Origin of the sequence: Rothia mucilaginosa (genome assembly GCF_001548235.1) — a bacterium.
GTDB lineage: Bacteria > Actinomycetota > Actinomycetes > Actinomycetales > Micrococcaceae > Rothia > Rothia mucilaginosa_B.
Genome location: NZ_AP014938.1, coordinates 1,100,482 through 1,120,434, shown reverse-complemented (window position 1 = coordinate 1,120,434; position 19,953 = coordinate 1,100,482). Strand labels below are relative to the sequence as shown.

At 61.1% G+C, this 19,953-nt stretch carries 15 protein-coding genes; 7 read left to right on the top strand and 8 right to left on the bottom strand.

Features of this window, described 5'->3' with window-relative positions:
- Positions 1-71 precede the first annotated feature (71 nt).
- The gene (locus tag RM6536_RS04290; RefSeq protein ID WP_060824180.1) at positions 72-2,576 is read left to right on the top strand and encodes a heavy metal translocating P-type ATPase; all 2,505 of its coding nucleotides are present in this window, start codon (positions 72-74) and stop codon (positions 2,574-2,576) included.
- 313 nt (positions 2,577-2,889) lie between these two features.
- On the opposite strand, the gene RM6536_RS04285 is transcribed toward RM6536_RS04290, so the two are convergent.
- From RM6536_RS04285 to RM6536_RS04275, 3 genes are all read right to left on the bottom strand, one after another.
- Entirely contained in the window at positions 2,890-3,546 is a 657-nt protein-coding gene (locus RM6536_RS04285; protein ID WP_060824179.1) for an NAD(P)H-dependent oxidoreductase, read from the bottom strand.
- A 213-nt stretch (positions 3,547-3,759) separates the two neighbouring features.
- Positions 3,760-5,187, bottom strand: a complete 1,428-nt coding sequence (locus tag RM6536_RS04280; RefSeq protein ID WP_060824178.1) for an MATE family efflux transporter — start codon at positions 5,185-5,187, stop codon at positions 3,760-3,762.
- Positions 5,188-5,259: 72 nt separating this feature from the next.
- Positions 5,260-5,652 carry an RNA-binding S4 domain-containing protein gene (locus RM6536_RS04275; RefSeq protein ID WP_060824177.1) on the bottom strand — a complete coding sequence of 131 codons (393 nt, stop codon included), beginning with the start codon at positions 5,650-5,652 and terminating at the stop codon, positions 5,260-5,262.
- A 325-nt stretch (positions 5,653-5,977) separates the two neighbouring features.
- Here RM6536_RS04275 and RM6536_RS04270 point away from each other — a divergent pair, with 325 nt between their 5' ends.
- Complete coding sequence (locus tag RM6536_RS04270; RefSeq protein ID WP_231918007.1) at positions 5,978-6,892, top strand: UDP pyrophosphate synthase; 915 nt, start codon at positions 5,978-5,980, stop codon at positions 6,890-6,892.
- Positions 6,893-7,020: 128 nt separating this feature from the next.
- On the opposite strand, the gene RM6536_RS04265 is transcribed toward RM6536_RS04270, so the two are convergent.
- Entirely contained in the window at positions 7,021-8,202 is a 1,182-nt protein-coding gene (locus RM6536_RS04265) for an ABC transporter permease (RefSeq protein WP_231918006.1), read from the bottom strand.
- A 156-nt stretch (positions 8,203-8,358) separates the two neighbouring features.
- Between RM6536_RS04265 and RM6536_RS04260 the strand changes: the two genes are divergently transcribed.
- Positions 8,359-8,982 carry a TetR/AcrR family transcriptional regulator gene (locus RM6536_RS04260; RefSeq protein ID WP_060824175.1) on the top strand — a complete coding sequence of 208 codons (624 nt, stop codon included), beginning with the start codon at positions 8,359-8,361 and terminating at the stop codon, positions 8,980-8,982.
- A 114-nt stretch (positions 8,983-9,096) separates the two neighbouring features.
- Positions 9,097-10,206 carry a sucrase ferredoxin gene (locus RM6536_RS04255; protein WP_060824174.1) on the top strand — a complete coding sequence of 370 codons (1,110 nt, stop codon included), beginning with the start codon at positions 9,097-9,099 and terminating at the stop codon, positions 10,204-10,206.
- A 171-nt stretch (positions 10,207-10,377) separates the two neighbouring features.
- On the opposite strand, the gene RM6536_RS04250 is transcribed toward RM6536_RS04255, so the two are convergent.
- The 3 genes from RM6536_RS04250 to RM6536_RS04240 form a co-directional block, all read right to left on the bottom strand.
- Positions 10,378-12,039 (bottom strand): NAD-dependent succinate-semialdehyde dehydrogenase, encoded by a 1,662-nt coding sequence (locus RM6536_RS04250; protein WP_060824173.1) that lies wholly within the window; start codon positions 12,037-12,039, stop codon positions 10,378-10,380.
- A gap of 405 nt (positions 12,040-12,444) precedes the next feature.
- Positions 12,445-14,049 carry a glycerophosphodiester phosphodiesterase gene (locus RM6536_RS04245; RefSeq protein WP_060824172.1) on the bottom strand — a complete coding sequence of 535 codons (1,605 nt, stop codon included), beginning with the start codon at positions 14,047-14,049 and terminating at the stop codon, positions 12,445-12,447.
- 388 nt (positions 14,050-14,437) lie between these two features.
- Entirely contained in the window at positions 14,438-14,950 is a 513-nt protein-coding gene (locus tag RM6536_RS04240; protein ID WP_060824171.1) for a PTS sugar transporter subunit IIA, read from the bottom strand.
- Between the two features lie 338 nt (positions 14,951-15,288).
- Between RM6536_RS04240 and RM6536_RS04235 the strand changes: the two genes are divergently transcribed.
- Positions 15,289-15,870: an arsenic metallochaperone ArsD family protein gene (locus RM6536_RS04235; RefSeq protein ID WP_044150000.1), complete on the top strand. Its 582-nt coding sequence runs from the start codon at positions 15,289-15,291 to the stop codon at positions 15,868-15,870.
- A gap of 201 nt (positions 15,871-16,071) precedes the next feature.
- On the opposite strand, the gene fbaA is transcribed toward RM6536_RS04235, so the two are convergent.
- A complete protein-coding gene (gene fbaA / locus RM6536_RS04230) occupies positions 16,072-17,097 on the bottom strand; it encodes a class II fructose-bisphosphate aldolase (protein ID WP_012902702.1) in 1,026 nt (341 codons plus the stop codon).
- A gap of 264 nt (positions 17,098-17,361) precedes the next feature.
- Here fbaA and RM6536_RS04225 point away from each other — a divergent pair, with 264 nt between their 5' ends.
- Both RM6536_RS04225 and RM6536_RS04220 read left to right on the top strand, forming a co-directional pair.
- Positions 17,362-17,748 carry a hypothetical protein gene (locus RM6536_RS04225; protein ID WP_060824170.1) on the top strand — a complete coding sequence of 129 codons (387 nt, stop codon included), beginning with the start codon at positions 17,362-17,364 and terminating at the stop codon, positions 17,746-17,748.
- Between the two features lie 306 nt (positions 17,749-18,054).
- Positions 18,055-19,656, top strand: a complete 1,602-nt coding sequence (locus tag RM6536_RS04220) for an amino acid permease (RefSeq protein WP_060824169.1) — start codon at positions 18,055-18,057, stop codon at positions 19,654-19,656.
- The last annotated feature ends 297 nt before the right edge of the window (positions 19,657-19,953 follow it).

The window sequence follows — 19,953 nt, the reverse complement described above, 5'->3', positions numbered from 1 at the left end:
CCTCGGGGCCCCTCCCCCGGCTTGGTGTACCTTTTTCTACCCCCCCCCGTTTTTATTTTTGAGGAAGTATTGTGTCTTCTACACAGCCTTCAACGGCACCCCAGAAGCCCTCATCACAGAGCGAGCGCTCTCTTTTTAATTCCGCCGGAACGACCGTAAAATCAACGGAGTCCACCCGAATCATTCACGTGGATATTCAGGGTATGACCTGCGCATCCTGCGTGGGTCGCGTGGAGCGTAAGCTCCGCAAAATCCCCGGCGTTGACCCGGCGGTGAACCTGCCGCTGGAGTCGGCGCGCGTCATCGTGCCCGAGGGTGTGAGCGACGAGCAGATCGTTGAGACCATCAACAATGCCGGCTACACGGCGCACCTCAAAAACGGCCCGCGCGCGGGCGCTGGAACGAACGCGAGCGCATCCGGCGGCGGCAACCAGCACAGCACCCCGAGCATGAACGGCGGCTTTACCGACCGCATTATTTATGCGGCGATTTTGGGTGTGCCGATTTTCCTGATTTCGATGTTCCCGGCGTTCCAGTTCCCGAACTGGGGCTGGGTCGTGGCGATTCTGACCGCGCCGGTCGCGTTCTGGTGCGCCGCACCGTTCCACCGTGCGGCGCTCATTAATGCCCGTCACGGCTCCTCCACGATGGATACGCTCGTGTCCCTCGGCGTGGTCGTGGCGTACTTCTACTCGTTGGCGCAGCTGCTCATGAACCCGGCACTGACGGCGCACGTGCACCATGCGGGCGGCAGTTTCTGGTCGATGTTTACCGGCCACCACGCGCCGCTGTACTTCGATTCGGCGTCCATGGTGACGCTGTTCCTGCTGATTGGCCGCGCAATTGAGCACCGCACCCGTCACCGCTCCTCGGAGGCGCTGCGCACCCTGCTGAGCATGGGCGCGAAGGAGGCGACTCTGCTGCGCACCGATAAGCAGGGCGTAACGAAGCAGGTGCAGGTTCCGGTGGAGGACCTCATGCCGGATGACCTGTTCTTGGTGCGCCCGGGTGAGAAGATTGTCACGGATGGTGTGGTGGTTGAGGGTACCTCCGCGGTGGATGCGTCCCTGCTGACCGGCGAGTCTGTGCCGGTTGAGGTGCATCCGGGCGATACGGTTACGGGTGCCACGGTGAACACTTCGGGTTCGTTGACGGTGCGTGCAACCCGCGTGGGCACTGAGACGACCTTGGCGAAGATGGGTGAGCTGGTGGCGAGCGCGCAGGAGACGAAGGCTCCTATTGCTCGCCTGGCGGACCGTGTTTCTGCGGTGTTTGTGCCGGTGATTTTGACGATTTCGGCGCTGACCCTGGTCGGCTGGTGGCTGATTTCCGGTGACGGTGCGGCGGCGTTCAACGCAGCGGTGTCGGTGCTGGTGGTGGCCTGCCCGTGCGCCCTGGGTTTGGCTACTCCGACGGCGCTGCTGGCGGGTACGGGTCGCGGCTGGCAGTTGGGCATTTTGATTCGTAATGCGCAGGTGTTGGAGGCGACGAGCACGGTTGATCGCGTGGTGCTGGATAAGACCGGTACGGTGACGACTGGTGAGATGTCTGTGGCTTTCTACGGTACGTTTAGTGACTATGAGTCGGCGGGTGACTTGTCCGGTATTTCGCCGGAATCCACCGGTTCCAAGAATGAACGTTCCCTGTCTGTTCTACGTGATGCTGCCGCCGTGGAGGCGCTGAGTGAGCACCCGATTGCTCGCGCGATTGCCGGTTTTGCCCGTGACCAGGGCGTGCTGGCGGAGGGCGCATCGGCACCGAGCGTGAGCGGCTTTGAGGGTGTTCCCGGAGGCGTGCGCGGCATGCTGAGCGGCGCGGGTGAAGGTGCCGAGAGCGGCGCCTCCCGGCTGGTTGTGGTGGGTACTCCCGAGTACCTGCAGGCGGCGGGTGCGCAGCTGAGTGAGGCTCAGTTGACCCTGCTGGATCAGGCTCGCCGGGCGGGTCTAACGACGGTGGTTGTCGCCCGCGGCGAGGCCCTTGATGAGGCCCCGAGCAGCACCTCCGCTCTGCAGCCGGTCGGCATGATTTCGGTTGCTGACACCCCCAAGCCGGAGGCGGCAGAAACCATGGCGCAGCTGCGCGAGCTCGGCATGGAGCCGATCCTGCTCACCGGTGACGCCCCGCAGGTTGCGCAGGCGGTCGCCTCACAGGTCGGTATTTCGGCCGAGAACGTGTACGCCGGCGTGACCCCGGAGGGTAAGTCGCAGGTGGTTGAGAAGTTGCAGGCTGCCGGTCACCGCGTGGCGATGGTCGGCGACGGCGTGAATGACGCCCCGGCGCTGGCTCTTGCTGAGCTGGGCATTGCGATGGGTTCGGGCACGGACGTTGCCGCGGAGGCAGCCGATATTGTGCTGACCCGTTCGGATATTGCTTCAGTTGTGACGGCACTGCGTCTCTCCCGCGCTACGCTGCGCACCATTAAGTCGAACCTGTTCTGGGCGTTCGCCTACAATTCGGTGGCTGTTCCGGTCGCCGTGGCGGGCCTGCTGAACCCGATGATTGCGGGTGCGGCAATGGCGTTTAGTTCGGTGTTTGTGGTGCTGAATTCTATGCGTCTGACGGCGTTTAGGAAGTAGCGCTCTGCCGTTGTACAGAATGAATTGCCGCGTGCGATTTCAAACCGCGCGATTTCAAACCGCGCGATTTCAAACGAAAAATTCAAAAGCATATCTCGCCGTGCTTTTCGCACGGTAAAAGATATAAAGAAATGCACCGCCCGTGTAAAGGCGGTGCATTTCTTTATATTCAGTTTTCACGGGCGGCGGCTTGAGCGCCTAGCTTGAACACCAGGCGCGAACACCTGGCTCAAACGCCTCGCCCAACAGCCCGAGCTCAAAACCCGGCAAGAAAACCTTGCTGAGAAAACCTCGCCGAGAACCGGGCAGAACCTTAGGCCCAGGTGACCAGGTCCTCGATGGAGCGGCGGCTCTTCGGGGCAATCTCGCGGGCACGGTAACCGAAGGTCACAGCCACGGACACGCCGTATTCCTCCGGGTCGAACAGGCCGGCAGAGACGAGCAGCTCGTTCACTGCTTCGTAGTTCATACCCTCAATGGGGCAGGAGTCGATGCCGAGCATTGCGGCGCCGGTCATCATGTTGCCCAGGGCGATGTAGGTCTGCTTGGATGCCCAGTCGAAGAGCGCGCGGTCGCTTTCCAGGACCTTCATGTCGTTCTTCTGGAAGTTGCCGTAGCGCTCGAGTGCGGCCTCCATCTGCTCCTCGGTGAGGTTGCGGCTTTCGAGAGTGCGGCGCATCCACGGGGTGTCGTAGCGCAGACCCTTCTTCGCCAGCAGTACGACCAGGTGGCTTGCGTCGTCGAGGGCACCCGCCATACCCCAGGCAATCGGCTTGAGCTTTTCACGCAGTTCGGGGTCCTGGATGACCAGGAACTTCCACGGCTCGGTGCCGACGGAGCTGGGCGACAGGCGCGCAAATTCGAGGATTGCGGCGAAGTCTTCGTCGCTGATGCGGCGGTCGGGGTCGTAGGCGCGGGTTGCGCGGCGGCGGGCGAAAATTTCGAGGGCTTCTTCGCGGGTTACGGTCACGGTTTCATCCTTTGCATGAGGGTTTCATTACCCTGTCATGCTACACCCGCGGAGGGTGCGGGCGGCGGAAAATGTGGTCAGTTACGCCTGCAGGAAATACGCCCGCGAGCGGCGGGACCGTATTGCCGGTGTCGTATTACAGGGTGTACGAAGCCGGTGGGCTGGTACCCAAGGCGCCCAGAGCGCACCTGCCCAGCACCTCCTATGATGCCCCTACTCGGCCCCCGCCTTCATCCACACGTCCGAGGAGGCGCGGCGACCGAAAATGACCGCGCGGATTCCTTGAAAGTACAGAATATACGCCGCCCACAAGCCGCAATACCCGGTCAGCGCATCCATGGTGCCGTTGCCGACCGCCCAGTGCAGCCCGAGCATGACGGGCACGTACATGACGAGCATGATGAAGCAGCCGATTGCCAGGTATTTCACGTCCTGCGCGCCCATGAGGATGCCATCCAGGGTGAACACGTACGCGGCGATGGGCTGGCCGAGCGCAATGATGACGGTGGCGATGGTGAAGAGGAACGCCACCTGCGCATCCTGCGTGAAAATCCAGGAGCCGAAGAAGCCAATGAGCGGGCAGATCAGGCCGGTGATAACGCCGTAGATGAGGCTCATGCGCAGCAGTCGGTTTTTCAGCTGGCGCACCTTCGCACGCTCGGATTCTACGTTAAGGTCGCGTTCGCCGAGTTCCTTGCCGAGTAGCGCCTGGGCGGCGATGGCAAGGGAGTCCAGGGCGTAGAGGAAGAGGTTAAATACGCCCATGCCGAGCTGGTAGGCGGCGGTGTGTTCGGTGCCGAATCGCGCCACGACGAACACGGTCAGCAGGGAGGCAATGCGCATGGACAGGGTGCGCAGCATGAGCCAGGAGCCGAGCGAGAGCACCGAACGCATGCCGGCAACGTCGGGTGCCCAGCGGACGGCGTGCTCGCGGGTGCCGCGCATCATGACCGTACCGAGCGCGGCAGCCATGCCCCACTGGGTGAGGGAGGTGCCGGTCGCCGAACCGGCGACGCCCCAGCCGACCGGGTAGATGAGCAGCCAGTTCAGCGCAATGTTGATGAGAGTGCCGACCGTGGCGACTTTGAGCGGGGTGACGGTGTCTTGCAACCCGCGGAGCGTGCCGACCTGCGCGAGGATAATCATCATCGGCGGGATGCCCCAGAGCGAGTGGTGCAGGTAGTCGAGGGCGTAGCTGATGGTTTCGTCGGTCGCGCCGAGGCCGCGCAGCAGCGGGTCTGCGAAGGCGTATCCGGCGATCATGAGGAGCATGCCGAGGCCGAAGGCGACCCACACGCCGTCCACGCCGATCTGCCAGGCGCGGCGCAGGTTCTTCTCACCGAAGGCGCGCGCCACGGCGGGCGTGACGGAGTAGGCGAGGAAGTTCATGAGGCCCACGACCGTGGTGACGATTGTGGCGGCGATGCTCATGCCGGCGAGTTCTGCCTTGCCGAGTTGGCCGATGAGGGCGGAGTCGGTGAGCACGAAGATGGGTTCGGCGATGAGCGCGCCGAAGGCGGGTACGGCGAGGGCGAGGATGCGCCGGTTCAACGAAGGCTCGGAGGTGTTCGCGGCGGCATTCACGCTGGGGTTCGCGGCGTTCTGACCGGGCGCGTTGTTCGGGTGCTTCTGTGTGCTCATCCCTCTAGGCTACTCCCCGCCGCCCCGGCGGGTGCCTGCACGCGGGGCGGGGTGCACTCCGTGAGATGCGCTTTAGGCGCCTCGACCGCGCAGTTCGTCGAGGGCGCGGCGTTCCTTCTTGGTGGGGCGGCCGCTGCCTCGTTCGCGTTTGGCGACCGGCGGCATGGAGAGGTAGGCGGGGCGCGGGCCGGAGAGGTCTTCGTAGCAGGTGACGGCGATGGGCGCGCCTACGCGTTTGACGAGGAGCTTTTCGACTTTGAAGACGCGTTCCCAGCCGGGGTAGCGGACCTTGACGATGTCGCCTTTCTTGAGTTTTTGGGAGGGCTTGGCGGGTGCGTCGTTGACGCGCACGTGGCCGCCTTTGCATTCGTCGGCGGCGAGGGAGCGGGTCTTAAAGATGCGCACTGACCAGAGCCAGAGGTCGAGCCTGGCGCTGGTTAGTGTGGTGGTGTCTTCTGCGGTCATGTGTTCATTGTGGCGCGAGGTGGGCGGGGTACCAAATCAGGTGCGCCCGCCTACCCGTCCTGCGCTTGCGCTGTTTTTGCAGTGATTCCGCCGTGATTCCGCCGTATTTTTGCCGGGCTGAGCCGTGACCTGCGCAAACCCACCGTGCGGCAGAAAATTTTCTAGCGCACGCACCAGCCTATTGAGCGCGAACCCGCCCTCACTAGGGGTATTGTTAAGTCACCTTCTCAAGAAGTGTTCTCAAGGCCACCTAGTTCGCGTGGCCTACGGGGGGGGGTTGTGGCCGCGACGCCACGGGCTCCCCGTAACAGATTGGAGACACACCATGTCTAACCACCGCATGAGCTCTACCGGCAGTGCAGGGTATACCCGCCATACAGCACCTACCGGTCGCACAGCATCTACCGGCGCAAGGCGTAACTTTGCGCGAGCTGCCGCCGCAATCCTGCTGGGTCTCACGCTCTCCTCGTGCTCTTTCGGTCCTTCGCTGGAGAAAGATGAAAGTGCCCGAGCAATCTTCGACGCAGAAAATGACCAGGTAATCCTACCCCTGGACGCATACGACACCACCGGCAAGGACGAATACTACACCAAAGCCCTTGAGCTCGCCCGCAAAAAGTGCTTTGCCGAACACGGGCAGCACTACAAGATGTTTGTCCGCACCGAGGGATCCGGCAGGAACCACGGCAGGACCTACGGAATCTGGAACGTTGAGTACGCCCAAAAGTACGGCCTCCACGAGCCTAATGAATCGAATACGCTGGATCTGTCCTCCCCTGCGCCCTCCTCCGACCCTGGGAAGGATGTCAGCACCGAATGCTATCAGCGCGCCGTCGATGAGATGAAGCAAATTGGAGAGATCCCATTCGGCTCCGCCACGTATAGGCGTGTGGAGAACGACGTTCGAAACGCCGCAGGCGATAGGCAGCTCAAAGAATCTCTCGACGACGAGTGGAAGCGATGCGTCAAGGACAAGGGTCTCACCCCCGATAGTGAGATGACCGTCAAGGAAGAAAAGAACATTCCTCAGAGCAACACCCCCTCCGAAGAAGAAATTCGAATCGCAGTCATCCAGGCGCAGTGCAATCAGGATGTAGGCCGTTCGCAGAAGCTCTACGACCTGGAGGCGCAGTACCAGAAGCCGCTCATCGCCAAGAACCAGGCTGCCCTGGAGAATGAGCTCAAAGAATTCAAACGCAAGGATGAGCAGTTCAAGCAGTACGTTCTCGACAACCAGTAACAGCGCATAACAGTCGGTAAGCCGAAAGGGTGTGTGCCGTGTTCAGTGAACACGGCGCACACCCTTCTTACATTGCACCGGCTATATTTTTACCGGCTACGCTGCACCGGCGGTCTAACCCGCGGCGCTTATGCCTCCACCGTTGCGGTGCGGCGCTCCTTGAGAGCCCAGCCGATCACGCCGGCGAGCAGACCGCAGGCAATCCAAGAGCCGAGCACCAGCCACTGGCCGCTCGTTGCAGCCTCCGGGAAGTACGCGATGGAACGCAGTAGGGTCGAGGAGGCACCCGGCACCATCATCTGACCGATAGCACCCCACGCGCCGGGCAGGAATACGCTCGGCATGCTTGCACCGGAAATCGGGTTGCCGATAAACATGGTGACGACGGCGCCCAGGCCCAGGCCTGCGGCGGGGACGAGCAGGCTACCGAAGCCAATCATGAAGGATGCGGTGGCAAGGTAGGTGGCGCCGAATGCTGCCCACAGGGTTGCGAAGTCGCCGGGGATGAAACCGAACCAGGTGCTCAGAATCAGGGCGGTGATTGCGCCACCAATCACGGCGTAGAGGCTAGCGGTGGCGAAGCGACGCCAGGTACCGTTCACGCGCAGGGCGGAGAAGGAACCACCCAGAATACCGCCGATGACCAGGGGAAACGCAGAGATAGCGATACCAGAACCGGAGGAGTCACTCTCGCTCAGGGGCACTACGGCGGTGGTCTTCACGGTCATAGCGGAGGCCTTTTCAGCTTCTGCCTTCATCTGCTCCAGCTGAGCGGCAGCCTGTGCGCCCTGCTCACCGCCGGCCTGCACCGCCTGGGTGAGGGCTTCGGTCTTAGCGGCGAGCGCCTGCTGCTGAATCTGCGCGTTCAGCTGGGTGGCTACGCTGTTGAGCATCTGGGTTGCTGCGGCGTTAGCGGCGGGGGCGGTGAGCACCTCGGGGGCTGCGCCTTCGGTGAAGACGATAGCGCCGTAGGTTTCGCGCTGCTTGATTTGGTTTTCGGCGTCTTCGCGGGAGGTGGCCTGCTTCAGGTCGAAGGTTTCGATGCCGCGGTCTTTGAGGGATTGCTCAAATTGGCTGACGGTCACTTCAGGGCCGGTGATGGAGACGGGCAGGTTTTTCGCTTCCATGGTTTTGGTGGGCCATGTGAAGGCGAGGATAACAACCGCAACGATCAGGGATGCCAGCAGTGAGGTGCTGATGACCTTAATCCAGGAGGAGCGCTCGGGGGTTTCTGCCGGGGTCTTGGTGGTAGTGGGGTTGGTGGCGCTCACCGATTCTGCGGTGGGCGCGGTGGTGGGTTCGTTGCTCATGACAACCTCCAAACAAAATGTCTGTTTCGTTTACGGGATAGAACTCTACTCCCGTTTTTGACCGAGCGCAAACACAATAGCCATTTTGTTTACAAAGTCACAAAAAGAATTTCCATTGTGTTTGTAAGTTTTATGCCAACTCCCTAGACTGGAACCATGCCCCGACTAACAGAAGCCACCAAAGCCGCACGCCGAGCCCAAATCATCGAAGCAGCCATCGCCTGCTTTATCGAACGCGGCTACACCAACACCTCCATGAGCGACATCATCAAAGCCTCCGGGCTGTCCTCCGGATCCATCTACTCGCACTTCACCGGCAAAGAAGACATCCTCATCAGCGCCATCAACGAGCGACTCACCAGCATTAAGGCACTCTACGCCGCGCTCCCCGAAGGCGCCGGCCCCCAGGACATTCTCGAAACCATCCACACCAACCAAATGATTAACGAGAACTTCTCCGCCATGCTGCGCATCCGCCTCGAATCGCTCCACGCACCCGAAATTGCCAAGGCAACCGCGGACACGATTCCCCTGCTGCAGGGCATCATCATCAAGGCCCTCACCCCCTGGGCGGCCGAACAGCTGCGCGTTCTGCACGAAATCAACCCCGACCCGACACGGCGCACCCCCAAGCAGGAGGCGCTCATCGCCGACTACGCCCGCGACCATGCAGACGCCTTCATGATGGTTTTCCAGGGGTACATGCTCCGCTCCTTCATCGGTAGCGCCGAAGAGAAGGACCGCCTCTACCGCGTCGCTTTGGCGCTTCTTCCTGAGTAGTTGACCGCCCGATAGCCCCTGAAAATCACCCTGATACGGTTGTCTTTTGGATTTATCGGCGATTTTTGAGCGCTATAGCACCCTCACAGTCTGCAGGCGTAGAATCGAGGAATTATGACTGAATCCTGCACCCCCACCACCCCCGAGCCGCGCGCCAGCGACCCCTCCGAGCTAAAGAATCTGCGTGCCGCGCACGCCGATGAGCTCTCATCCCGCACGCGTGCCACGAGCATCCCGGCAGACTCCTGCTCCCTCTACGACGACGAGGCGCTCGGCGGCACCGCCGGACGCGCCACCGCATGGCTTGCGCTCGAACACGTGGGCCAGTGGGGCCGCGACGTGCTGGACGGCTCCGCCCTCGGCGAGGAGCTTTCGGAGGCGTTGGGCGAGGCAGTCTCGCAGGCGGGTTTGAAGTTCCTGCTGATCCGCCAGGTGGGCAGGGCGGGGCGTGTACTGCACGGCGTGCCGGATACATCCGGCAACCCGACCCACCGGGTACTCTACGCGCTCTGCACTCCGGGTGAGGAGAAGCTCTACTCGTTCAGCGTGAGCACCCCCGAACAGCTCCTCGAACTACCCCTGGGCAACCCGGAGGAGTTGATTCAGGCGACCGACGCGGAGCTCATGGATTCCCCCGCCATTCTCGTGTGCACCCATTCCAAGCGTGACCGCTGCTGTGCCCTGCGCGGTCGCCCCATTGCGGCACACCTGGCGGATATCCTGCCGGGTAATGCGGTCTGGGAGTGCTCGCATACGGGCGGTCACCGCTTTGCCCCGGTCGGCATTATGCTGCCCACCGGCTACACCTACGGTCGCCTCTCGGAGCCTTCGGCGCTGGCGGCGTACCTGTCGCTGGCGGGTCGTTCCATTCCGTCGCTGCACGGTCTGCGAGGCCGCAGCACGGATACCCCGGTGGAGCAGGCGGCGGAGGTTGCCGTACGCCTCGAACTGGAGAAAAAGGGTGAAGAAGTAACCTCTGGAGGTTTGGTTTCACGTGAAACATCGGCAGCGGAGGCGCTAAACGCACTCCGCGAGGCGGGCATCGAGCCCCCGGTAGATACCGCCGAACACCCCACCATGGAGGCGGCGCTCACCTCCCACACCGACGGACGCACCTGGGTCACCTTCTTTGAGCGGGTCACCCTTGAGCCGCGCCCCAACTCCTGCGGCAAGGGTCCCGCGGATGCTTTCAGTCGCGAGCTGCTCGCGCTGCGTCAGCTCTAACCACTGCGCCAGCTCTAGGCAGAGTCAGTTCTAGGCAGCACTAGTCCTAGCCACTGCGCCAGCTCTAGCACCCGCGCATGATTAGACAGCGCAAAGCCCCAGCGGGCACCTTCTCGGGTACCCGCCGGGGCTTCACTGCATCCAGAGTTCGCTGTAGCCGGGATCTCAGACTTATCCGGCAAACGGGTTCGGCGCGCCGATGTACTGCAGTTCGGTGTACTCCTCCAGACCCTCGGGGCCACCCTCGCGACCCATGCCGGACTGCTTCACACCACCGAAGGGGGCTGCCGCATTCGAGATGACGCCGGAGTTGTAGCCGATCAGGCCGAACTCGAGTCCTGCCGCCATGCGCGTAAAGCGCGGGTGGTTGCTCGTGTACACGTACGCCGCCAGGCCGTACTCGGTGTCGTTGGCGAGCTTCAGGGCGGTGCGTTCACCCTCCTCACCGTAGCCGCCGAACGTGGCAATCGGGGCGACGGGGCCGAAAATTTCTTCACGCCACACACGCATCGAATCGGTCACGCCGGTCAGCACGGTGGGGGTCACGAAGTTGCCCTTGTTCAGGTTCTTGGGCATGCCGCCGGTATCGCTCGGAACATTTTCTGCAAGCTCGGGAATGTACCCGCCGCAGGCGAGGAGCGCACCCTTACCCAGGGCATCTTCCACCATAAAAAGCATGGATTCAACCGCTGAAGGTTGAATTAGCGGTCCACAGTCGGTTCCATCAACGGTTCCGTCACCCACGACGGTCTCCTCCATGCGCTCCACGAAAGCGCGGGTAAACTCTTCGGCAATGTCCTCGTGCACGATGAATCGGTTAGCGGCGGTGCACGCCTCGCCCATGTTCCTCATCTTCGCCGCGTAGGCGCCCTCCACGGCGGCGGGGATGTCCGCGTCCTCAAAGACGATGAACGGTGCGTTGCCGCCCAGCTCCATGGAGGTGCGCAGAACGTTCTGCGAGGCCTGCGCGAGCAGGGTGCGGCCCACGGCGGTGGAGCCGGTGAACGAGACCTTCCGCAGACGCTCATCAGCCATCAGCGCGGAGACAACCTCGCCGGTGCGGCTGGTGGTCACCACGTTCAGCACGCCGTCCGGCAGGCCCGCCTCACGCATCAGGGACGCGAAGTACAGGGAGCTGAGCGGGGTCATGGAGGCGGGCTTGAGCACCGCGGTGCAACCCGCGGCGAGCGCCGGGGCGACCTTGCGTGCCGCCATGGCGAGCGGGAAGTTCCAGGGGGTAATCAGCAGGCAGGGGCCGACGGGGCGGCGTACGGTGGTGATCTGCAGCCCGGATTCGGGGGCGGTGGCGGTGCGGCCGAAGTTGCGGGCGGCTTCTTCGGCGTACCAGCGCAGGTAGTTCGCGGCGTAGGCGACCTCGCCGCGGGACTGGTCGAGGGGCTTGCCCATTTCGAGGGTCATGAGCCGGGCGATGACTTCGGTGCGCTGTGTCATGAGCGTGTAGGCGCGGTTGAGGATGTCGGCGCGTTCGCGGACGCTGGTTGCCGCCCAGGAGGTGCGGGCGTCGCAGGCGGCGTCGAGCGCTTCGATGCCCTGTTCGACGCTGGCGTCGGCGACGTGCGCGAGGATTTGGCCGCAGGAGGGGTTGTGCACGGGGAAGGATCCGTTGTCGCCGGTGACCCAGCTACCGCCGATGAGCAGGTCGGTGGGCACGTAGAAGAAGGGGTAGGAGGGCCGCTCGTAGGGGTCGATGGGTTCGAGCTGCGGCATGTTGAAGCTGTGCATGTGCGGTTCGGTGCGGCCTCGCAGCTGGGCGGACTTCGCGGCGGACTTCGCGGCGGGCTTCTGAGCGGAGCTTTCGGGTGAGGTAGTCATGGCGTGCCTTTCGGGTTGGGGCGGCCGGTGCGGTCGACTCTGACGCTTTTAATTCTAGTCCCGCACGCTCCCCTACCCCCTCTCTACTCCCCTGCGCGCCTACACGTCCCCGCGCGCCCTATCCTCGCCTGCGCTCTCCGCTCTCCCCCTCCCCACCCTGAAAGACCGCGGGCACGCCGAAGGGGGCCGCATCCGCGTTGGATACGACCCCCTTCAGGTGGATTCCTCGGGTAGATTCTCGCTCGGCGCGCGAGCGCCTAGCTAATAATCATGGAGCTAGGAATTATGGAAAGCGTTGCCCGGAAGGGATGCTCGGTGTTGCATCCGCTCTGCCCGGTACCCGCGCCTTCACCGCTTAGCGGGCGGTGAGGCGGGCACCCAGGTGGACTATGCCCACCGATTCTCTCAAATCCAGGACTGACGTGCCTCGATTCGAGTCAGCTCCAGAGGACCGCCATCGTTGGTGCCGTGGAAGCGGCCGAAGTGTACGTACGGGCCGCGGTAGGCACTGTGGTTGATGGGGCTGGAGTACTGGCCGTTGACCGTGTAGTAGAAGCTGTTCTTGTTCACCACGATCTTGCAGTTCAGTGCCTGGCCGGTGGTGACCTTCTGGCGCAGCTTCATGGTGTGCAGTACGCGCGGGCTGGTCTGCTTGGGTTCGAAGCAGAGGATCTGCGCTACGGAGCCGCCGTTGTAGTTGGGGCGGATAGCGAGCACGTAGGTGCCGTCTTCCTGGTTTGCGGCGAACTTCTTGCCGATGCCGAAGGGGCCGTCGTGTTCGCGACCGAAAGCAATGTAGCCGTAGTGGCCCGCCTGCTGCGGCAGTGCGCCGGTCCACTTCATGGAGAAGTCGAGGGTGTACTTGTCGCGGGTGGTGTAGTTCGCCAGGGGGCCGAGCAGCACGGATTCGTCGTAGCGCTGGTTGTGCACGATGGCTGCGCCGGTCAGGTCGGGCATATCCGCTGCGACGGAGGGGTCGGCGGGTAGCATGCCGTGGGGGCGCTTGCCGGTCTTAATCTTGACGCTGGAGTCGAAGGGGTCACCGATCACCCAGTAGGGGTCGGGGCACATGAAGCCCTTCACGCCCAGTGCCTTGTACTTTTCGTAGGCGGAGCGGCGGTGGATTTCCCAGACGATGACTGCCTTGCCCAGGCTGGTGAGGGTGCGTACGTTCGCCTCGCTCATGGAGCCGTGGGATGCGCCGGTCGGCTTCTCGTAGTAGGGTACGCCGATGGCGTCCACGTTTTCGTGGCGTGCCATTGCGGAGATCTTGTCGATGGGGTCGCCGCCGTCGAAGTAGCACCAGGTGGCGCAGCCTGCGGAGTTGGCGAGCTTCAGGTACTTGGAGGTGGGCTTGAAGCCACCGCTGCCGTCGCGGTACATCTTGATGACGGTGCGGCGCTGCAGGCCGCGTTCGGTGATGAACTTGACGAGGCCTGCCTGTGCGGGGCCGTCCTTCGCTTCGAGGAACAGCACGACCTTCTTGCCGCCGACGGAGGCGTATTCGCCACCAGCAGGTACGGCGTTAATTGCGGCGATGGCCTCTTCAAGGGTGGGGATGTCGTAGAGGTCGGTCTTCTCGCCCAGGTTCTTGCGCATGTTGACCTTGTACTGGCGCAGTTCTGCGAGGGTGTGGCCGCGCACGTCCATGGACGCACCGGTGGTGCGCTTGATGTTGGTGTCGTGCATGCAGACGAACTGGCCGTCGCTGGTGGTGCGTACGGAAATTTCGACGGCGAGGGCGCCTCGGCGTACAGATTCTGCGTAGGCGTAGGCGGTGTGCTCGGGGCTGATGTTGCCGGCACCGCGGTGGGCGATGAAGAATTCATCGGTCTTGTAGAGCAGCTGATGTGCGGGGGAGCCGCTGTGTACTGCCGCGAGCTGTGCGCGGGTGTTGGCTGCGGCGTGGGCTTCGCCTGCCTGGAGCATGAGGGCGGCAGGTGCCAGTGCGGAGGCACCGATGAAGCCGCGGCGGCTCAGATTCTTAGAGGTCTTCGGGAATGCAGTCACCGTAGTGGTCCTTTTTTCGTTTATGAGTTGAGCGTAATGTGTGTGGTTGGTCATTGAAGTTTTGGTTTATAGCTGAGGGTCCGGATTCTCTCAACTCAAACTACAACTCTAAGTAGCATAACGATTTTTTATCGGTAATTCACTACGTTCACAGACAAATAGAGTATTATACGCGCCTCATTCTTGCCCGCCATGTAATGCGGGTGAATGTGTTCCTCCTTTTCCGCCGCTTTTCATAGCGGCATTTCATGCGGCGTTAAAATTTCTCGTGTAACGAAAAAGGCCGCGCCTGTGGACCGATTGAGCCTGCAGAACGCGACCTTTTGCGTTAAGTGTTTTCGCGGGTTTTTCACCGCTGTTGAAGCTGAGCTATTTTCGCTGGTTCAGCTTACTTCTTGGTTGCCTGAGCGACGCGGTCGCCGGCTGCGACGGGGCGGCGGGACTCAGAGTCCTTGGAGATGTTGAACTTTGCGGTGTTGGTGATCATCACCATGGTTTCCTTGGAGGGGATGCGACCCTCGATTGCTGCCCAGTCGACCTCGATGATGGGTGCGCCTGCCTCAACCTTGTCGCCTACGTTAGCGATCTTGGTGAAGCCGTCACCACCGAGCTCAACGGTGTCGATACCGATGTGAACCAGTACCTCGCCGCCGTTTTCGGTGCGAAGCATGAATGCGTGCAGGGTGTCCTGAATCAGTGCGATGGTGCCTGCGACGGGTGCGACGATGGTGCCTGCGGTGGGGTTCACTGCGTAGCCGTCGCCCATAACGCCCTGAGAGAAAACGGGGTCGGAGACTTCGCTCAGCGGCAGGTACTCGCCGGTAACAGGCGCGACGTAGACGTCTGCGGACGATGCTTCCTGTGCGGCAGCTTCCTTCTTCTTCTTGCCGAAACCGAACATATATGCTCCTTTTGGTCGTGTGGCGCTATGAATAGCGTGTATTTGTAGCGCTGATGCGTCCGCGTCGGATGCGGGCGTCGTTGCCTTCTTGGTTTCACACCGGGCGGCGCCTGCCTGAATTGCAGGGTTCGCACACTCCGGTGCATATGCACTCAGAATACAACACCTAAACCCGTAGCTCACGAGCTGAGGGTCATTCGACTCGAATTCTGCAAATATTCCGCAAATCTGGAACTTCAACTCACACTTCTGCACTCTTGAGGTCGCGAGTACACTTAGTGAAGGACTGGCACCCCTCCCCCGAGCCGGTGCCCATAAGAGAGAAAAGGCTGAAACTGATGACTGAAGCGGCTGAGACCGTTCTTGAAGTATTTATTCCGGGTCCCGGCGAGAACCCGGAGGATCCGCAGGATATGGAGCGCTCCGAGTTCCTGGGTGCCGCGCAGGAGGCGCTGGATTCGGGCGTGGACATTGAGGTGTACTCCACCGACTCCTACCCTTCCGCATTTGAAGAGTGCGCACCCGTGGCGGAGCAGATTGAGATGAACGGCCGCGAGGTTCTGCCGCTCATGCTCGTCAACGGTGAGGTGAAGGTGTCCTTCTCCTACCCGACTGCCGAGCAGATTAAGCGATTCTCCCGCGCACACCTGGTCGCCCAGCCGAAGGCGAACGCGGCAGCGGCTGCGTGCGGCCCGTCCGGTTCCCCGGCGGCGTCGATGATCCCGAACCTGAGCGGCGAACCCGCCGGTTTCGCGGCAACCCTGGCGGGTAAGGCACCTCAGCCGGTCGGCGGCCCCGAGATTGGTAACCGCGTGAACCTCATGGGTGGCGACACCGGCGACGGTATCCCCACCTCCGGTTCGGTGGCTGTGAAGTCCGGCGGCTGCGGATGCGGTGGTTGCGGCTGCGGCGGCAAGTAAACCCGCCCCTCCCCCGCTAAGAGCCTGCTGAGCCTCAGCACAGGAACTAGCGCGAGAACCAGCCCCGGCTGGCTTTCACCCAAAAGTTAAAAGAGCGGTGCCCGCCTCCTCGTGATGAGGAAGCGGGCACCGCTTTCGCTTAACGAAGCTTAGGTTCACACCCGGCAGCACCTACGGGAGCTACGGCGGGCGAACAGCACCTTACTTGATGGAGGTACCGACGGAACCGAGCTGCTGGCAAGCCTCGACCACGCGTGCGGCCATGCCTGCCTCTGCAGCTGCACCCCAAACGCGGGGGTCGTAGGTCTTCTTGTTGCCGACCTCGCCGTCAACCTTCAGCACACCGTCGTAGTTGCTGAACATGTGGCCAGCAACGGGGCGGGTGAATGCGTACTGGGTGTCGGTGTCGATGTTCATCTTGATAACACCGTAGGACACTGCGTCTGCAATCTCCTGCTCGGTGGAGCCGGAGCCACCGTGGAAGACCAGGTAGAAGGGCTTGTCGCCCTTGCCGTACTTAGCGCCGACCTCGGTCTGGATTTCCTTGAGCAGCTCGGGGCGCAGGTGAACGTTACCGGGCTTGTACACGCCGTGAACGTTACCGAAGGTCAGAGCAGCCATGTAGGTGCCCTTCTCGCCCAGGCCGATTGCCTCAACGGTCTTGATTGCGTCTGCAACGGTGGTGTACAGGGAGTCGTCGATAGCGCCTTCAACGCCGTCTTCCTCGCCACCAACAGCACCAATCTCAACCTCGAGAACGAGCTTTGCCTTGGAGGTACGCTCGATCAGCTCAGCAGCAATCTTCAGGTTCTCGTCCAGGTCAATTGCGGAGCCGTCCCACATGTGGGAGTTGAAGATGGGGTCTTCACCGCGAGCAACAGCCTTCTCGGACTCTGCCAGCAGGGGCAGGACGAAGCCTTCCAGCTTGTCCTTGGGGCAGTGGTCGGTGTGCAGTGCAATGTTCACGTCGTACTGCTTAGCAACTTCGCGTGCGTATGCTGCGAAGGCGAGGGAGCCAACGACCATGTCCTTCTTGGAAGCGCCAGACCAGTATGCTGCACCGCCGGTGGATGCCTGGATGATGCCGTCCGAGCCAGCCTCTGCGAAGCCGCGGATTGCAGCGTTCAGGGTCTGGGAGGAGGTCACGTTCACTGCGGGGTACGCGAAGCCCTTTTCCTTCGCGGTCTGCAGCATTTCTGCGTAAACTTCGGGGGTTGCAATAGCCATATGCTGACTCCTTGGATAGATGCGACCGGTTACCGAGGCAGGGCCGGTTCACCATATTTTGTTGGCGCGCGAGACGCCTCCTACTCGCACTATTTTACCAAGATACGACTTATTTATCGTTAATTTTTTGTGGGTTTTTTTGGGTTTACTGCAATAAAAGTTCTGCCAAATACCGCGGTAAAGTAGAGGTGTTAATGACTAAATGTCTTCTGTGCGTGCAGGTCAGCGTACACGTCACCCTGAATGCGGCGAAAGGATCCTCCCATGAGCAAGGCGAGCGCTAAAAATAATCCGAAACAGCTCGACGCGAAGCGTGAGAAGCGTGCCCGCCAGGCGCAGCGTCGTGCTGAGCGTGAGCATCCGAATGCGGCGGCTATTGCCCCGGTGCGCGCTCGGTTGGATGAGGTTCTGGAGCGTAAGAGTCGTCATGTTTTGGGGCATGGCGATATGGCAAAATCCCTTGAGATGATGGAGAAAATGCGTGATGAGGGCGCGAGCGACCACGAGATTGATGCGGCGCTTGCGGAGGCGAAGCTCCCCTCGGTCGTGCAGGTTGGGCGTAAGTCGTTGATGCGTTGGCCGAGCTGGTGGTGGTTGAATCGTCGTGAGCGCGCGTTGCGGGCGAAGATTGATCGCCTGATGGAGGGCTAAGCCTCCGTTCTGAATATGTTGCTGGAGCACCCCGTTGTGGGTGCTCTTGTGCTGTGCGGTGGTGGGGGAATTGATTTTTTAGACTCAAAGTTCAAATAATCTATTTCACAAAACAATTAAAACCACACAATACAACATGAACCAAATATTTTCATAAAATATGCATTATATGTATATAAATTGTTACGTGATGCGGGTTATATTTAGTCAAATTACCGTGCTATAGTCGTTACAACCCACAGACGTGTTCCCAACCACATTTCGTGTAACACGTGCTTCAGACGTAACTATCCAAGGAGGTATAGCATGAGCACCTCACCGAACAAGAACCCGCAGACTTCTGCAGCGGATCAGTACACCAAGCCCCCCACAGACGACCCGTTCGCACACGAACAGGAAGGCTTCCACAAGGGACTTGGCGCACGTCAGCTCCAGATGATCGCCATCGGTTCCGCAATTGGTACCGGCCTGTTCCTGGGCACCGGTAGCCGCCTGCAGGACGCGGGCCCCATGCTCGCCGTCATCTACGCCGTCATCGGCTTCTTCGGCTACCTGATTCTTCGAGCCCTCGGCGAGCTGATCCTTCACCGCCCCTCCTCGGGATCCTTCGTCTCCTACACCCGCGAATTCTACGGTGAAAAGGCTGCATTCGTATCCGGATGGCTGTACTGGCTGAACTGGGCAATGACCGCCGTTGCAGACGCCACCGCTATCGCTATCTACATCAGCTGGTTCGGTCGATACAACCAGTTCTTCGCTGACATTCCCCAGTGGCTTAGCGCATTCATCGTCGTTATCGTCACCGTGGCTCTGAACCTCATCTCCGTGAAGCTCTTCGGTGAGCTGGAATTCTGGTTCGCACTCATTAAGATTCTTGCTCTGCTGTCCTTTATGGCAGTTGGTATCTGGTACCTGGTCTTCGGTGAGCCCATCAACGGCGTCCGCCCCGGCCTTGAACTCATCGCTGCCCATGACGGTTTCTTCCCCAACGGCATTCTTCCCGCTCTGATCGTGGTTCAGGGCGTTGTGTTCGCCTACGCCGGTATTGAGCTGGTCGGCACCACCAGTGGTGAAACCAAGAACGTTGAGAAGGTTATCCCCCGCGCTATCAACACCGTGATCTGGCGTATTGCGATCTTCTACGTTGGTTCCGTGGTTCTGCTCTGCCTGCTCATGCCCTACACCGCATACAAGGACGCAGAGTCGCCGTTCGTGACCTTCTTCGACGCTATCGGCATTGACGGTACCGCACCGATTATGCAGCTGGTCGTTATTACCGCGGCTGCTTCCTCGCTGAACGCTGGCCTGTACTCCACCGGCCGTATCCTCCACTCGATGGGTGTTGCCGGTTCGGCACCGAAGTTCACCACTAAGGTGTCCCGCTCCGGTGTTCCCGTGGCAGGTATTCTGCTCACCGGTGTGATTGGCCTCTTCGGTGTTGTGCTGAACTTCTTCGTTCCCGAGCAGGCGTTCGAGGTCGTGCTGAACATCGCATCCGTGGGTACCATGGCTAGCTGGGCGGCTATCGCTATGTCGCACCAGAAGTACCTGAAGCTGGTCGGCGAGGGCAAGTACAAGCGCCCCAACTACCGTGCACCCGGCGGTCGTTTCAGCGACTGGGCCGTGATGGTATTCCTCGCTGCTGTGCTGGTGCTGATGGCTCTGGATTACCCGGTCGGCACCTACACCCTGGCATCGCTGCTGCTGGTTATCCCGCTGCTGATTATCGGCTGGTACACGGTTCGTGACCGCGTCAACGAGATTGCTCGCGTCCGTGAAGGCTACACCGGTTCCGTGCCTGTGATTGCTGCCCGCCCCGTGGTGAAGAAGCTCGTTTCGGAGCCTCGTACCCACATTGACCTGGATGATCTGGACATTGAGGACGAGGACAAGCCGAAGGGCCACTAACCCGACCGGTTGCCTCCAATCCCGGTGATATCCCGGTGACGGCGAATGAGGGGGTTCTAGACCCCAGCTGTTAGACCCCAGCCGCTAGACCCTCACCAATAAACTCTAGCCAATAGAGTCTGGAACCCCCTCCCTGTACGTCTTTTCGTGTTCGTTCCGTATTACATCCGTGTAATACATAAAGCAAAGTACATATCTACAGCATTTCTAATACGGTGTGTCCTGCAATATATTTTGAGATAATAGATATCCGTAGTGACCACCAGATGCACAAAGAAGTTTTGTGCAGATATTCAA